Raw genomic sequence first — 14,668 nt, 5'->3', positions numbered from 1 at the left:
TACTCGCGTCCGCCTCCCTGGTCGGGCCGCTGGTCGGGGGCCGTGGAGGTCTTTTGCGCGCCGTGGTCTGCCACGAGCGCAGCCTATGTTGTACCGCCGGTACCCGCGGCGGAGCCGCTGATGCAAACGTCCTCCGTCCGGACCCTACCCATCGGTACGGAGCTGCTCTACAGTCCAACCGTGCCAGTGTTCACTGGCGTAATCACGGGTGATGTGTGGAGGCTCCGGGATGGCCCAGCACGAGCATGTACGGGTGGCGGTGATCGGGTCCGGGTTCGGCGGACTGGGTGCGGCCGTGCGGTTGCGCAGGGAGGGGATCACCGACTTCGTCGTCCTGGAACGGGCCGGCAGCGTCGGCGGTACCTGGCGGGACAACAGCTATCCGGGTTGCGCCTGCGACGTGCCCTCCCACCTGTACTCCTTCTCCTTCGCGCCCAACCCCGACTGGCCGCGCACCTTCTCCGGGCAGGAGCACATCCGCGCCTATCTGGACCATGTCGCCGACGTGTTCGGGCTCCGTCCCCACCTCCGCTTCGACGCCGAGGTGAAGCGGATGGCCTGGGACCCGGAGGCGCTGCGCTGGGACATCGAGACCGCCGCCGGCACCTTCTCCGCCGACGTCGTCGTCTCCGCCACCGGGCCGTTGTCCGACCCGAAGATCCCGGAGATCCCGGGCCTTGACTCGTTCCCCGGCAAGGTCTTCCACTCGGCCCGCTGGGACCACGACTACGACCTGCGCGGCAAGCGGGTCGCCATGGTCGGCACCGGCGCCTCCGCGATCCAGATCGTGCCCGCCGTGCAGCCCGAGGTCGCGCAGCTCACCCTCTTCCAGCGGACCCCGCCATGGGTGATGCCCCGCGTGGATCGCGCCATCAGCGCCGCCGAGCGCGGTCTGCACCGCGCGCTGCCCTTCACCACCCAGGCCCGGCGCGGTCTCCTGTGGGGCATCCGGGAGCTCCAGGTCCAGGCGTTCACCAAGCGGCCGGACGAACTCGGACTGGTCGAGAGCCTCGCCAAGCGCAACATGGCCCGCGCCGTCAAGGACCCGGCACTGCGCGCCAAGCTCACCCCGGACTACCGCATCGGCTGCAAGCGGATCCTGCTCTCCAGTGCCTACTATCCGGCGCTGGTGCAGCGGAACGTGGACGTGGTGGCCAGCGGGCTCAGTGAGGTGCGTGGGTCGACGGTCGTCGCCGCCGACGGCAGCAGCGCCGAGGTCGACGCGATCATCTTCGGCACCGGCTTCCACGTCACCGACATGCCCATCGCCGAGCGGGTCGTCGGCGCAGACGGGCGGACCCTCGCGGAGGCCTGGAAGGGCGGCATGGAGGCGTTGCGCGGTGCCTCGGCCGCCGGGTTCCCCAACTGGATGACGATCATCGGGCCCAACACCGGCCTCGGGAACTCCTCCATGATCCTCATGATCGAGTCCCAGCTGAACTACATGGCCGACTATCTGCGCCAGCTCCGCGTCCTCGGGGGGCGGGCGGCCCTGGACGCGCGCCCCGGTGCCGTGGCCGCCTGGAACCAGCGGGTTCAGGAGCGCATGAAGCGCACCGTGTGGAACACCGGCGGCTGCACCAGCTGGTACCTGGACGCGAACGGCCGCAACACCACCATCTGGCCCGGTACGACCACGGAGTTCCGGCGGGCGACCCAGCGGGTGGACCTCGCGGAGTACGACGTGATCCGCGCGCCCCTCGGCAGTGCCACGGCCGGCGCCGACGGCGCCAAGTCCGGCGCGGAGGTGGGCGCGTGAGCCGGCTCACCCATGTGACCACCGGGCCGTACGCCCCGCCCGCCCCCGCGCGCGAACTCACCGTCGTCTCCGCCGACGGCGCCCGTCTGCACGCCGAGGTGCACGGCCCCGAGGACGCGCCCCCCGTCGTCCTCGCCCACGGCTGGACCTGCTCGACCGCCTTCTGGGCCGCGCAGATCCGGGAACTGGCCGCCGACCACAGGGTCATCGCCTACGACCAGCGGGGGCACGGGCGCAGTCCCGCGAGCCCCGCGTGCAGTACCCAGGCGCTGGCGGACGACCTCGAAGCGGTGCTCACGCAGACCCTTGCACGCGGGGAGCGCGCCGTGATCGTCGGCCACTCCATGGGCGGCATGACCGTCATGGCGGCCTCCGCACGCCCCCGCTTCACCGAGCACGCCGCCGCCGTCCTGCTGTGCAGCACCGGCAGTTCGCGGCTGGTCGCGGAGGCGCGCGTCCTGCCGTTGCGCGCCGGCGGCCCGCGCACCTGGCTCACGGCGCGGGTACTGGCCTCGCGCGCCCCGCTCGGACCGGTCACGCCCGTCGCGCGGCGCATCCTCAAGTACGCGACCATGGGCCCCGGCTCCGCCCCGCACATGGTGGAGGCGTGCGCATGGATCGTGCACGCCTGCCCGCGCGCCGTGCGCCACACCTGGGCGCGCGTCCTCGCGCAGCTCGACCTCGACCACGGGGTACGGGAGTTGCGCGTCCCCACCGCGATCGTCACCGGCACGGCCGACCGGCTCACGCCCCCGGTGCACGCCCGCGCGCTGGTCGCCGCGCTGCCGCACCCCGTCGGCCTCACCGAACTGCCCGGCATGGGCCACATGACCCCGGTCGAGGCACCGGAGCTGGTCAACGGAAAGATCCGGGAACTGGTCACCACGTACGTGACCGGCACCCCTGAAGAAGCCGGCGCCGACGGGCCCGAGCGGATCAAGGAGGGCTCATGAGCAGGGTCGGTCTCGAGGGACAGGTCGCCGTCGTCACCGGAGCGGCGCGCGGAGTCGGCGAGTTGCTCGCCCGCAAGCTCTCCGCGCGCGGGGCGAGGATCGCGCTGGTCGGGCTGGAGGAGGAGGCCCTCAAGGAGGTCTCCGGGCGGCTGCACACCGACAGCGCGCACTGGTACGCCGACGTCACCGACCACGAGGCGATGAGCCGGGTCGCGCGGGAGGTCAAGGAGCGGTTCGGGAAGGCCGACATCGTGGTGGCCAACGCCGGGGTGGCGAACGGCGGTCCGTTCGCCGACTCCGACCCCGATGCCTGGCGGCGGGTGATCGAGGTCAACCTGATCGGCTCGGCGGTGACGGGCCGGGCGTTCCTGCCGCTCCTCACGGAGAGCCGCGGCTACCTGCTGCAGATCGCGTCGCTGGCCGCGATCACGCCGGCGCCGATGATGACGGCGTACTGCGCGTCCAAGGCGGGCGTGGAGGCGTACGCGCACAGTCTGCGCGCCGAGGTCGGCCACCAGGGTGTGCGGGTCGGGGTCGGGTACCTGTCCTGGACGGACACCGACATGGTGCGCGGCGCCGACCAGGACGACGTGATGCGGGAGTTGCGGCAGCGGCTGCCGTGGCCCGCGAACAAGACGTACCCGCTGGGTCCGGCCGTGGACCGGATCGTGGCCGGGATCGAGCGGCGCTCGGCACACGTGTACGGGCAGTGGTGGCTGCGGGGGATGCAGGGGGTGCGCGGGTACCTGCCGGCGCTGATCGGCACGGTCGGGCAGCGTGAGATGAAGCGGTTCGCACCCCGCTTGGAGGGCATCAGCACGGGGCTCGTCGGTGCAGGTGGGGCGGCCGACGAGGAGGCGCGCGCTACGCACCGTCATTGATCGAAATGCGAGCGTAGTCGGCCCGTGTGAGTCTGGTCGAGGCCCCACTGAGGGCCGATCCCCTCACCCTCCACGGGAGTGAACCCACATGGGTATGAAGGACAAGGCCGGCAAGACGCAGGGACAGGCCAAGCAGAAGATGAACGAGGGCCAGCAGCAGGCGCAGCAGCGCGGCCAGCAGGCCCAGGAGCGCGGCCAGCAGGGCCCGGAGCGTGGCCAGCAGGCCCACCAGCAGGGTCAGCAGAGCGGTCGGCAGGCGCAGGAGCGTGGCCGGCAGGCGCAGGAGCGGGGCCGGCAGACTCCTGAGCGCGGTCGCCAGAACCTGGACGACACCGAGCAGGAGATGCAGGACCGGTTCGACCAGGACTACGACGCGTAGTCGTTGCACTTGGCTTGGCCGAATTGCGTGGGGCGCCCTTCATTTTGGAGGGCGCCCTGCGTTTTGTTTGGGGTGGTGGCGGTTGGGGGCGGGTGCGGGGCGGTGGGGGCTTGTCGCGCAGTTCCCCGCGCCCCTTACGGGGCGCTCTTACGGGGCGCTCGTCGGCCTCGGCGGCAGCTTCGGGCGGGATCTGTTCGGGACCTCGCTGTGGTCCGGGGGGACTGCTGCCGGGTGGTCGGTCAGGAGGTCCAGGGCCAGTTGGATCGCGTCGTCCATCTCGACGTGGCGGCCCTCCGCCCAGTCCAGGGGGGTGCGCAGGATCTCCAGGTCGGGGGCGACGCCGTGGTTCTCGACGGACCAGCCGTAGTCCTCGAACCAGGCCGCGTTCATCGGCACCGTGATCACCGTGCCGTCGCCGAGGCGGTGACGGCCGGTCATGCCGACCACTCCGCCCCAGGTGCGCTGGCCGACGACCGGGCCCAGCTTCAGCAGCTTGATCGCGGCCGTGATCATGTCGCCGTCGGAGGAGGTGGCCTCGTCGGTGAGCGCGACGATCGGGCCGCGCGGGGCGTTGGAGGCGTACGACACCGGCTGGGCGTTCCTCGTCAGGTCCCAGCCGAGGATGGTCCGGGTGAGCTTCTCCACGACGAGTTCGCTGATGTGGCCGCCCGCGTTGCCGCGCACGTCGACGATGAGCGCCGGCCGGGAGACCTCCATCCGCAGATCGCGGTTGAACTGGGCCCAGCCCGAGCCGCCCATGTCCGGGATGTGCAGGTAGCCGCACTTGCCGCCGCTCATCTCCCGTACCACCTCACGGCGTTTGGCCACCCAGTCCTGGTAGCGCAGCGGCCGCTCGTCGACCAGCGGGAGGACGGCGACCCGGCGCGGCGGCCCCGACTCGCCCTCGCCCGGGGTGAACGTCAGCTCCACCGTCGTGGCCCCCGCCCCCGCGAGCAGCGGGAACGGCCCGGTCACCGGGTCCACCGGCCTGCCGTCCACGTGGGTGAGGACCGCGCCCTCGCGGATGCCGGTGCCCGCGAGCGGGGACCGCGCCTTGGAGTCGGAGGAGTCGCCGGGCAGGATCCGCTTGACCGTCCAGCCGCCGTTCCGGCGCACGAGGTTGGCGCCCAGCAGGCCCTGGAAGCGCTGGTAGTGCGGCGGGCCCTCGTTGCGGCGGGCCGGGGTGACGTAGGCGTGCGAGGTGCCGAGTTCGCCGAGGACCTCGCGCAGCAGGTCCGCGAAATCGTCGGGGGAGGCGACCCGTTCGACCAGCGGACGGTACTGGTCGAGCACGCCGTCCCAGTCGATGCCGCACATCCCGGGGTCCCAGAAGTAGTCGCGGATGAGGCGGCCGGCCTCGGCGTACGCCTGGCGCCACTCGGCGGGCGGGTCGACCTCGTGCAGGATGCGGCGCAGGTCGATCCAGACGGTCGTGTCACCGTCGCCGGACTCGGCCGACGGAACGGCCCGCAGCTCGCCCTCGTCGACGACGACCAGCCGGCTGCCGTCGCCGCTGACCGTGAACCAGTCCAGGTGGTCGACGAGTTCGGACTTCTTCGCCTTGCTGATGTTGAAGTACTCAAGGGTCGGCCGGCCGCTGGTGTCGGCCGGGTTGACGAAGGTCTCGCCGAGCGCGCCCGAGATCGGCCAGCGCAGCCAGACCAGACCGCCGCCCGCGACCGGGTACAGCGCCGAGTACTTGGAGGCGGTGACCGGGAAGGGAGTCACCCGGCTCTCCAGGCCCTCCACCTCGACCGTCACCGCGCTGCCGTCGCCGGGCTCCTCGTCCTCGACGGGGTCCAGGCCGCCGGCGGCCGGGCGTCCGTCCGGGTTGAGGGCGAACGGGGAGGGGGTCGCCGAGGAGAGCGGGACCAGGTAGGGACGGCAGCCGAGCGGGAACGACAGGTCGCCGGTGTGGACGTCGTACACCGGGTCGAAGCCGCGCCAGGAGAGGAACGCGAGGTAGCGGCCGTCGCGGGTGAAGACCGGGTTCTCGTCCTCGAAGCGGCCGTTGGTGACGTCGATGACGAGCCGGTCGCTGATGCGGGCCATCTTGATCTGCCGCAGCGACCGGCCGATGCCCGGATGCGACCAGGTCAACCATGACCCGTCCGGCGAGAAGGCCAGATCACGGACCGGTCCGTTGATCGACTGGATCAACTCGGTGACCACGTCGTCGGAGCCCGTTCCGTCAACAGAGTCAACAGAGTCAATGTCGGCAGGCTCGGCGGCATCAACCTGGTCAATGTCATCAACATCATCAACATCATCAACTGAATCAACGGCATCGGCAGCACTCTCGACGACCTCGACCTCCTCGGCCACGTCGATGAGCAGCAGCCGGCCGTCGTGTGCCGCCACGGCCAGCCGTTCGCCCAGTGGGTCCGAGACCAGTTCGAGCACCCGGCCCAGCCGGCCGGAGGCCAGCCGGCGCGGTGGCCGGGCCCCGGTCGCCCGGGGCAGGTGGGCGATCTCGACGGCGTCCTCGCCCCCGGCGTCCGTGACGTACGCGATCTGCCCGGTCGAGCCGAGCATCTCCGGGAGCCGCACCCGTACCCCCGGTGTGTCGGCGATGGTGCGGGCCGGGCCGTCGCGGTGGGTGAGCCAGTACAGGCTGCCGCGTACGACGACGGCGCTGGCCCGGCCCGTCTCGTCGACCGAGACGCCGTCGACGTGCTGGGCGGCCGGCACCTGGTAGGGGCGGCGCCCCGCCCGGGGCCCGGAGAGCCGTACGTCGAGCCTGCGCGGTGCCGCGTCCGGGCCGAGGTCGTCGACCAGCCACAGGTCGCCCGCGCACTGGTAGACGACGCGGGTTCCGTCGCTGGCGGCGTGCCGGGCGTAGAAGGCGTCGTGGTCGGTGTGCCGGCGCAGGTCGGAGCCGTCGTAGGCGCAGGAGTAGAGGTTGCCGACGCCCTCGTGGTCGGAGAGGAAGGCGATCCGGCCGCCGACGAACATCGGGGAGCACAGATGGCCGCCGATGCCTTCGAGCAGCCGCTGCCCGTGCAGCCACAGCCGCCCCATGGCGCCGCCCCGGTAGCGCTTCCAGCCGGCCGGCTCGTGGGGTGGGGTGCCGGTGAGCAGCAGGGTCCTGCGTTCGTCCGCGATGTCGGCGACCTGGATGTCGGCGACCGGGCCCCAGGGCAGCTTGCGGCCCGGGTCGCCGTCGGGGGAGACCTTGTAGGCCCAGCTGAAGTAGGAGAAGGGCTGCCCGTGCGAGGCTACCGCCAGGATGTCGGTTCTGCCTTCCGCGTCGGGCGGAGTCCAGCCGCACACCTGGGTGTCGGCGCTGCCCCAGTACGTCAGCTGCCGACCGGGCCCGCCGTCGACGTCGACCAGGTGGATCTCGGGCACCAGGCTGCGCCAGCTCGTGTACGCGATCCGGCGGCCGTCCGGCGAGAAACGCGGGTGGCCGACCTTGGTGCGGTCGACGGTGAGCCGCCAGGCGCGGCCCGGGGTGTCGAGCGAGGTCAGCCAGAGGTCGTCCTCGGCCACGAAGCACAACAGGTCGCCGCTGAGATGCGGAAGGCGCAGATAGCTCACCTCCCCATGCTTTTCCGGGGGCGGGGGGCCAGCAACTCGTGGGAACTCACGGATTTCCCAGCCACGTGAGACAGCACACGTACGAAACGGTTTCGTTTCTGTAGATCGCAGGGTATCTTCGAGGTGTACGCAGGAAGTTACCCATGGAGCAGTGAAGGGTGAGTGGCATGACTGAGGTCGCAACGGCGCGTCGCAGTCGCATCACGCCCGAGCGTGAGGCCGAGTTGTACGAGGCCGTGCTCGACCTGCTCCGCGAGGTCGGCTACGACGCCCTCACCATGGACGCCGTCGCCGCCCGCACCAAGTCCAGCAAGGCCACCCTCTACCGCCAGTGGGGCGGCAAGGCCGAGCTGGTGGCCAGGGCGGTGCGGTACCAGAAGCCGGGGGCCGCGATCGACGAGATCGACACCGGGTCGCTCCGCGGCGATCTGCACGCCCTCACGCTGCGCTCGGACGACTGCGAGATGGAGCAGAGCTCCGCACTGATGCGGGGCCTCGCCATGGCGATCCACGGCAACCCGGATCTCCTGCAGGCGTTCAAGGAGCATCTGATCGAGCCCGAGATGGCCGGGTTCCGCCAGGTGCTGCAACGGGCGATCGACCGGGGCGAGGTCCGGGCGGACAACCCGGCGATCGACTTCGTGATGCACATGATGATCGGTGGATTCGCCGCTCGCTCACTGATCGACGAGCAGCCGCCCACCCAGTCCTTCCTGCTGTCGTACATCGACGCCGTGGTGCTCCCCGCCCTCCGCGCGCCCGCCTGCTGACCCTTCCCCGCAGCCAGCCCACCTGACGCCTCCGCTCACGTCGTCGGGCCGATCACGCCTGCCACCCATCAGGCCGATCACCCCTGCCCTGAAAACCCCACGACCTGACCGGGAGTACGCCCTCGTGGCCACGTTCCTCTACAAACTGGGCCGGCTCGCCTTTCGGCGACGGCACTTCGTCGCCCTCATATGGGTGGCGCTGCTGACACTGGCGGGCGTCGGTGCGGCCAGTGCCCCCGCCGCCGGCAGCACCTCCTTCTCCATCCCCGGAACCGAGGCCCAGAAGGCCTTCGACCTGCTGGACCAGCGCTTCCCCGGCTCCAGCTCCGACGGCGCCACCGCGCGCGTGGTCTTCAAGGCGCCGGCCGGCGAGAAGATGACGGACAAGCTCAACAAGGCGACCGTCAAGAAGACCGTGAAGGAACTGGAGGGCGGCTCCGAGGTCGTCTCCGTCGCCGACCCCTACAAGGCGAACACCGTCAGCAAGGACGGGACCGTCGCCTACTCCTCGGTGAAGTACGAGGTCTCCGGCACAGAGCTGAAGGACTCCTCCCGCGCCGCCCTGGAGGCTGCCGCCCAGCAGGCGCGCGACGCCGGGCTGACCGTGGATGTCGGCGGTGACGCGCTCCAGGCCGGGGCCGAGGCGGGAGGCGCCGGCGAGGCCATCGGTCTCGCCATCGCCGCCGTCGTCCTCGTCATCACCCTGGGCTCACTGGTCGCGGCCGGACTGCCGCTACTGACCGCGATCATCGGCGTCGGCATCGGCGTCTCCACCATCACCGCCCTCGCCAAGACGCTCGACCTCGGTGACACCACCTCCACACTGGCGCTGATGATCGGTCTCGCGGTCGGCATCGACTACGCGCTGTTCATCGTCTCCCGCTACCGCGGCGAACTGGCCGAGGGCCGCGACCGCGAGGAAGCGGTCGGCCGCGCCGCCGGTACGGCCGGCTCGGCGGTGGTCTTCGCGGGCCTCACGGTCGTGATCGCGCTGGCGGGTCTCTCGGTCGTCGGCGTGCCGATGCTGACGAAGATGGGCCTCGCGGCGGCGGGCACGGTCGTGGTCTCCGTCCTCATCGCGCTGACCATGATCCCGGCGATGCTCGGCTACGCGGGCCGGCGGGTCAGGGCCGCGGGCGAGAAGCGCCGGCCGCACGCCCATGCCACCCGGCAGGACAAGCCCGGCCTCGGCGCCCGCTGGGCGAGCTTCGTGGTCCGCCGCCCGGCAGCCGTGCTGCTGCTCGGCGTGGTCGGACTGGGCACGATCGCCCTCCCGGCCACCCAACTCGAACTCGGCCTGCCCGACGACGGCTCGCAGCCCACGTCCACGACCCAGCGCCGAGCGTACGACCTGCTGTCGGAGGGCTTCGGCGCCGGCTTCAACGGGCCTCTGATGATCGTGGTCGACGCCAAGGACAGTGACGCCCCCAAGGCCGCGGCCACCAAGGTGACCGACGAGATCAAGGGCCTGAAGGACGTCGTGACGGTGACCCCGGCGGCGTTCAACAAGGCCGGCGACACCGCGACGATCACGGTGATCCCGGACTCCAAGCCGTCCTCGGTGCAGACCGAGGACCTGGTGCACGCCATCCGCGACCAGGGCGCCGACGTCAAGGCCGACACCGGCGCACGGGTCCTGGTCACCGGCACCACCGCGATGAACATCGACTTCTCACAGAAGCTCAACGACGCGCTGGTCCCGTACCTGGCGCTGGTCGTCGGCCTCGCCTTCCTCCTCCTGATCGCGGTCTTCCGCTCCGTCCTGGTCCCGCTGAAGGCGGCCCTCGGCTTCCTGCTCAGCGTGCTCGCCGCGCTCGGCGCCGTCGTCGCGGTCTTCCAGTGGGGCTGGCTCGGCGGTCTGCTCGGCGTCGAACAGACCGGCCCGATCATGTCGATGATGCCGATCTTCATGGTGGGCGTGGTCTTCGGCCTCGCCATGGACTACGAGGTGTTCCTCGTGACCCGGATGCGGGAGGCGTACGTCCACGGCGAGACGCCCGGCCAGGCCGTGGTGACCGGCTTCCGGCACAGCTCGCGGGTCGTGGCCGCTGCCGCGATCATCATGATGTCCGTCTTCAGCGGCTTCATCACGTCCAGCGAGTCCATGATCAAGATGATCGGCTTCGGCCTCGCCATCGCCGTCTTCTTCGACGCGTTCATCGTCCGGATGGCGATCGTCCCGGCGGTGCTCGCGCTGCTCGGCAAGCGCGCCTGGTGGCTGCCGAAGTGGCTGGACCGGGCGCTGCCCAACGTCGACGTCGAGGGCGAGGGCCTGCGCGCCCTCTCCGACAGGAACGCAGGCAAGGACGCCGGCCAGGACGACGAGGACCGGGAGCTGGTACGCGCCTGACACACGGCGCACGACAGACCGCCGGTGAGGGTCCGTGGGGACGGGGCGCCCTCACCGGCTTCCTCGTGCCGTGAGGTGCCGGGCGCCGGGGTGCGGACCGGGTGCGGACCACACCCGGCACCCGGCATCCGGCATCCGGCACCTCACGCCACCCCGCCCCACGCCGGGTTAACCACTCGCCCGCACTTCCCCCGCTTGGCTAGCGTGCCCCCATGACGACGACAGCCGCCACTGACGCCGACGCCGGGGACTCCGGTGCCCATCCTCGTTTCGCCGCCGCCCTGGAGGAGCTGGGCCTCGGGGAACTGACCTCGCGGATCCGGCGGTTCCCGGACGCCACCCGTACCGCGGCCGAGGCCGCCGCGGCGGTCGGGTGCGAGCTGAGCGAGATCTGCAAGTCACTGATCTTCGCGGCCGACGGGGTGCCGGTGCTGGTGCTGATGGACGGCGCCTCCCGGGTCGACGTGGAACTGGTCCGCAAGGAACTCGGCGCCGGGAAGGTGACCCGGGCCAAGGCGGACGTCGTACGCGAGACGACCGGGTACGCCATCGGCGGCGTGCCGCCCTTCGGGCACCGGACGCGCACGCGCGTGCTCGCCGACCGTTCGCTGCTGCGGCACGACCTGGTGTGGGCCGCGGCCGGAAACCCGCACGCCGTCTTCCCGATCGCGCCCGCCGCCCTGGTGGAGCACGCCGGCGCCACCGTCGTGGACGTGCGCGAGCCCAGCGCGTGACCCCACTGGTCACCGCGGCCGTCCTGTTCGCCGCGGTCACGCACGCCAGCTGGAACGCCATCGCCCACCGGATCACCGACAAACTCGTCGGCTCCTCGCTGATCGCCGGCGGAGGTGTGCTGATCGGGCTGCTGCTGATGCCGTTCTCCGCCGCACCGGCGGCCGGTGCGTGGCCGTACCTGATCGCCTCCGCCGTCGTCCATGTCGCCTACTTCGCGCTGCTGATGCTCTCCTTCCGGCTCGGGGACTTCGGGCAGGCCTACCCGATCGCGCGCGGCACCGCGCCGCTGCTGGTGACGCTGTTCGCCGCCGTGTTCGCGCACGAGGTGCCCGACGCCCCGGCGGCCGCGGGCATCGCCGTGTCCTGCGCCGGGCTCACCGGGGTCGCCCTGTGGGGGCTGCGCGGCCGCCGCCCCGACTGGACGGCGATCGGGGCCGCCCTCGCCACCGGCCTGACGATCGCCGCGTACACCGTCCTGGACGGCCTCGGGGTCCGGGCCTCGGGATCCTCCGTGGGCTACATCGCGTGGCTGATGGCCCTGCAAGGACTCGTGATCCCGGCGTACGCCCTGTACCGCAGACGCGGCGAACTTCTCACCGCTGCCCGCCCGTTCGCGGCCCTGGGGCTCTTCGGCGCCCTGCTGTCCGTCTTCGCCTACGGACTGGTCCTGTGGGCACAGACCCGCGCCGAACTCGCCCCGGTCGCCGCGCTGCGCGAGTCCTCGATCATCGTCGGGGCGGCCATCGGAGCGGTCTTCTTCAAGGAGCGGTTCGGGGCGTCCAGGATCGCGGCGGCCGGTCTGGTGGTCGTCGGGATCGGGCTGATGCTGCACGCCGGGTAGTGCGTCAGTTCACCGGACTTGCCGTTGCCTTGACGAACCGTTCCTCGAACGTTCAGCCGACCACCTGTGCCCGGGTTGTGTGTTCTCCATAAAGTCCCTGCGGATTGCGGAAGAAGGGACGCATGGGACTCATGGACACAGCTCACGCAGTCCGGGCCCGTGGGGTCACCAAATGCTTCGGTGACGTCGTGGCGCTGGACGCGGTGGACCTCGACGTGACGCGAGGTCAGATCCACGGCCTGGTCGGGCCGAACGGTGCCGGCAAGACGACCCTGCTCGGGCTGCTGCTGGGGCTGGCCGTCGCCGACGGCGGCCGGCTGGAGATCCTGGGCACGCCGGTCCAACGGGCGCTCGCCGCCCCCGACGGCGTCGCCGGCTTCGTGGACGCGCCCGGTCTCTACCCCTCGCTGACCGCCCGGCAGAACCTCGCCGCGCTGGCCGCGCTCCGCGGTCTCGACACCGGGACCGCGGGGACCGCGGGGACCACGGGGATCGACGACGTGCTCGCCGAGGTCGGGCTCACCGATGTCGCCGACGACAAGACCCGCGGCTTCTCCCTCGGCATGCGCCAGCGGCTCGGGCTCGCCGCCGCCCTGCTCACCCGGCCCCGGCTGCTCGTGCTCGACGAGCCCGCCAACGGCCTCGACCCGGCCGGCAAGAGACATGTGCACGGCGTCCTCACCCGGCTCGCCGCCGACGGCACCGCCGTGGTGCTCTCCAGCCACCGGATGGACGACCTGGAGGCGCTGTGCTCCGAGGTCACCATCCTCGCCACCGGACGCGTCGTCTTCTCCGGCCCGGTGACCAAACTGGCCGCCGAGAACCGCGAACTCGACTACCGGCTGCGCACCTCCGACCCCGAGGCCGCGCGCCGGCTCGCCGCGGACGTGGCCGGCATCCGGCTCGTCGACGACACCGGCCTCGGCCTGCGGAAGGACCCCGACGTGCTCGTCGTACGCGCTCTGGTGCCCGCCCTCGACGAACTCGTCGCGGAGGTCGTGCGGTCGGGCGTCGCGGTGCGCGAACTCGCCCCCGTCGTGTCCCCGCTCGAAGCCGCGTTCCTCGCCCTCACGGAGCATCAGGAGACCGGCCGATGACCGTCACTCAAGACGCCGCTGTCACCGGAACCGCCCCCGGCGCCCGTCGGGTCCCGGTGTCGCGCGGTTACCGCTTCGAGCTGGTGAAGCTGGTCTCGCAGTGGCGGATCCGGCTGCTGGTGCTCGCCTGCTGGATCGCGCCGGGGCTGTTCGTCGCGGGGGTCGGTCAGCAGAGCACACTGCCCGCCGACACGCTCTTCGGGCGCTGGATGCACGCGACCGGCTGGGCCGGACCGCTGGTGATGCTGGGTTTCGCGGGGACCTGGGCACTGCCGCTGCTGACGTCGGTGGTCGCCGGTGACGTGTTCGCCGCCGAGGACCGGCTCGGCACCTGGCGCCACCTGCTGGTGGCGGTCCGCTCGCCCGCGCGGATCTTCGTGGCGAAGTCCCTGGCCAGCCTCACCGTCATCCTGCTGCTGGTGGCCGGACTGGCCGCGTCCAGCACGGCCGGCGGACTGGCGTCGGTCGGCGACCAGCCACTGGTCGGCCTCGACGGCCACCTGCTGTCGTCCGGCGACGCGGCCGGCCGGGTCCTGCTCGCCTGGCTGGTGGCCCTCGCCCCGACCCTCTCCCTGGCCGCGATCGGACTGCTCGGCTCGGTCGCCCTCGGCCGTTCCCCGATGGGTCTGCTGCTGCCCCCGGTCGTCGCGCTCGCGATGTCGGTCGCCCAGATGCTACCGCTGCCCGTCGCCGTGCGCCTCGCCCTGCCCGGCTACGCCTTCATCTCCTGGAACGGCCTGTTCACCAGCCCCGCCCAGCTCGCCCCGCTCCTCATCGGCGTCGCGGTGAGCCTGGTGTGGGCGGTCCTCGCCACCGTCCTGGCCTATCTGCTGTTCGTACGGCGGGACTTCACCAACCCGGCCTACGACGGTTCCGGGCGCCGCGCGATCACCCTCGGCGTGCTGCCGCTGGCCGCGCTGACCGCCGTCACCGTAGGGGCGGTCGCCGTGGCCACCCCGTCGACGGGCTCCGGGATCGAGCAGGACAAGGTGCAGAAGTCCCTTGCCACGGTCTTCGCCCACCTCTACCGGCTGCAGACCGAGCAGCTGCACCGGCCCGCCGTCACCGAGGCGCAGTTGAAGGCCACGGCGGCCTGCACCAAGAGCGACGGCCAGGCCGCCCAGGAGGGCGCGGGCAACGACTGGCGTTGCGTAGTGAGCTGGCACCTCCCCGGCGTCACGGCGGTCACGGGGACGGCGATCTACCAGCTCGACATCACCTCGGACGGGCGGTTCGTGGCCGACGGCGACGGTCCCAAGGAAGTCAACGGCTACTTCCTGGTGCGGACCCCGACCGGCGACGCCCCGAATCCGCTGTGGCAGTTCGACGGCAACGTCGACCTGCTCGAAACCCACTGAAGGGA

General features: G+C 71.7%; 11 protein-coding genes. 10 read left to right on the top strand and 1 reads right to left on the bottom strand.

Going from position 1 to position 14,668, the window contains the following annotated elements:
* Positions 1-229: 229 nt before the first annotated feature.
* The 4 genes from ACFWPS_RS14410 to ACFWPS_RS14395 all read left to right on the top strand — a co-directional run bounded on the left by ACFWPS_RS14410 (position 230) and on the right by ACFWPS_RS14395 (position 3,972).
* A complete protein-coding gene (locus tag ACFWPS_RS14410; protein ID WP_383704677.1) occupies positions 230-1,759 on the top strand; it encodes a flavin-containing monooxygenase in 1,530 nt (509 codons plus the stop codon).
* Positions 1,756-2,712 carry an alpha/beta fold hydrolase gene (locus ACFWPS_RS14405; RefSeq protein ID WP_383704675.1) on the top strand — a complete coding sequence of 319 codons (957 nt, stop codon included), beginning with the start codon at positions 1,756-1,758 and terminating at the stop codon, positions 2,710-2,712. The genes ACFWPS_RS14410 and ACFWPS_RS14405 overlap by 4 nt, the downstream gene beginning before the upstream one ends.
* Positions 2,709-3,593, top strand: a complete 885-nt coding sequence (locus tag ACFWPS_RS14400) for an SDR family oxidoreductase (protein WP_383704673.1) — start codon at positions 2,709-2,711, stop codon at positions 3,591-3,593. Before ACFWPS_RS14405 ends, ACFWPS_RS14400 begins: the two co-directional genes overlap by 4 nt.
* Positions 3,594-3,681: 88 nt before the next feature.
* Positions 3,682-3,972 (top strand): hypothetical protein, encoded by a 291-nt coding sequence (locus ACFWPS_RS14395; RefSeq protein WP_383704671.1) that lies wholly within the window; start codon positions 3,682-3,684, stop codon positions 3,970-3,972.
* A gap of 147 nt (positions 3,973-4,119) precedes the next feature.
* Here the strand turns inward: ACFWPS_RS14395 and ACFWPS_RS14390 are convergent, their stop codons facing one another.
* Positions 4,120-7,512 (bottom strand): S41 family peptidase, encoded by a 3,393-nt coding sequence (locus tag ACFWPS_RS14390; RefSeq protein WP_383704669.1) that lies wholly within the window; start codon positions 7,510-7,512, stop codon positions 4,120-4,122.
* Between the two features lie 167 nt (positions 7,513-7,679).
* On the opposite strand from ACFWPS_RS14390, the gene ACFWPS_RS14385 reads away from it, so the two are divergent.
* The 6 genes from ACFWPS_RS14385 (at position 7,680) to ACFWPS_RS14360 (ending at position 14,663) form a co-directional block, all read left to right on the top strand.
* Positions 7,680-8,282 carry a TetR/AcrR family transcriptional regulator gene (locus tag ACFWPS_RS14385; protein WP_383704667.1) on the top strand — a complete coding sequence of 201 codons (603 nt, stop codon included), beginning with the start codon at positions 7,680-7,682 and terminating at the stop codon, positions 8,280-8,282.
* Positions 8,283-8,406: 124 nt separating this feature from the next.
* On the top strand, positions 8,407-10,632 hold the full coding sequence (locus ACFWPS_RS14380; RefSeq protein ID WP_383704665.1) for an MMPL family transporter: 2,226 nt from the start codon (positions 8,407-8,409) through the stop codon (positions 10,630-10,632).
* Between the two features lie 212 nt (positions 10,633-10,844).
* Complete coding sequence (locus ACFWPS_RS14375; RefSeq protein ID WP_383704663.1) at positions 10,845-11,366, top strand: YbaK/EbsC family protein; 522 nt, start codon at positions 10,845-10,847, stop codon at positions 11,364-11,366.
* Entirely contained in the window at positions 11,363-12,208 is an 846-nt protein-coding gene (locus tag ACFWPS_RS14370; protein ID WP_383704661.1) for an EamA family transporter, read from the top strand. Before ACFWPS_RS14375 ends, ACFWPS_RS14370 begins: the two co-directional genes overlap by 4 nt.
* 131 nt (positions 12,209-12,339) lie before the next feature.
* Positions 12,340-13,305, top strand: coding sequence for an ABC transporter ATP-binding protein (locus ACFWPS_RS14365; protein WP_383704839.1), 966 nt, complete (start codon positions 12,340-12,342; stop codon positions 13,303-13,305).
* Positions 13,302-14,663: an ABC transporter permease gene (locus ACFWPS_RS14360; protein WP_383704659.1), complete on the top strand. Its 1,362-nt coding sequence runs from the start codon at positions 13,302-13,304 to the stop codon at positions 14,661-14,663. Before ACFWPS_RS14365 ends, ACFWPS_RS14360 begins: the two co-directional genes overlap by 4 nt.
* The last annotated feature ends 5 nt before the right edge of the window (positions 14,664-14,668 follow it).

The sequence above is a fragment of the Streptomyces sp. NPDC058457 genome (assembly GCF_042720695.1).
Lineage (GTDB): Bacteria > Actinomycetota > Actinomycetes > Streptomycetales > Streptomycetaceae > Streptomyces.
The sequence above is the reverse complement of the archived record's forward strand: the minus strand, read 5'-3'. Positions and strand labels throughout refer to the sequence as shown.

Coding starts and splice junctions, on each gene's coding strand:
- ACFWPS_RS14375 (WP_383704663.1), top strand. CDS start 10,845: ATGACGACGACAGCCGCCACTGACGCCGACGCCGGGGACTCCGGTGCC.
- ACFWPS_RS14410 (WP_383704677.1), top strand. CDS start 230: ATGGCCCAGCACGAGCATGTACGGGTGGCGGTGATCGGGTCCGGGTTC.
- ACFWPS_RS14360 (WP_383704659.1), top strand. CDS start 13,302: ATGACCGTCACTCAAGACGCCGCTGTCACCGGAACCGCCCCCGGCGCC.
- ACFWPS_RS14400 (WP_383704673.1), top strand. CDS start 2,709: ATGAGCAGGGTCGGTCTCGAGGGACAGGTCGCCGTCGTCACCGGAGCG.
- ACFWPS_RS14395 (WP_383704671.1), top strand. CDS start 3,682: ATGGGTATGAAGGACAAGGCCGGCAAGACGCAGGGACAGGCCAAGCAG.
- ACFWPS_RS14385 (WP_383704667.1), top strand. CDS start 7,680: ATGACTGAGGTCGCAACGGCGCGTCGCAGTCGCATCACGCCCGAGCGT.
- ACFWPS_RS14365 (WP_383704839.1), top strand. CDS start 12,340: ATGGACACAGCTCACGCAGTCCGGGCCCGTGGGGTCACCAAATGCTTC.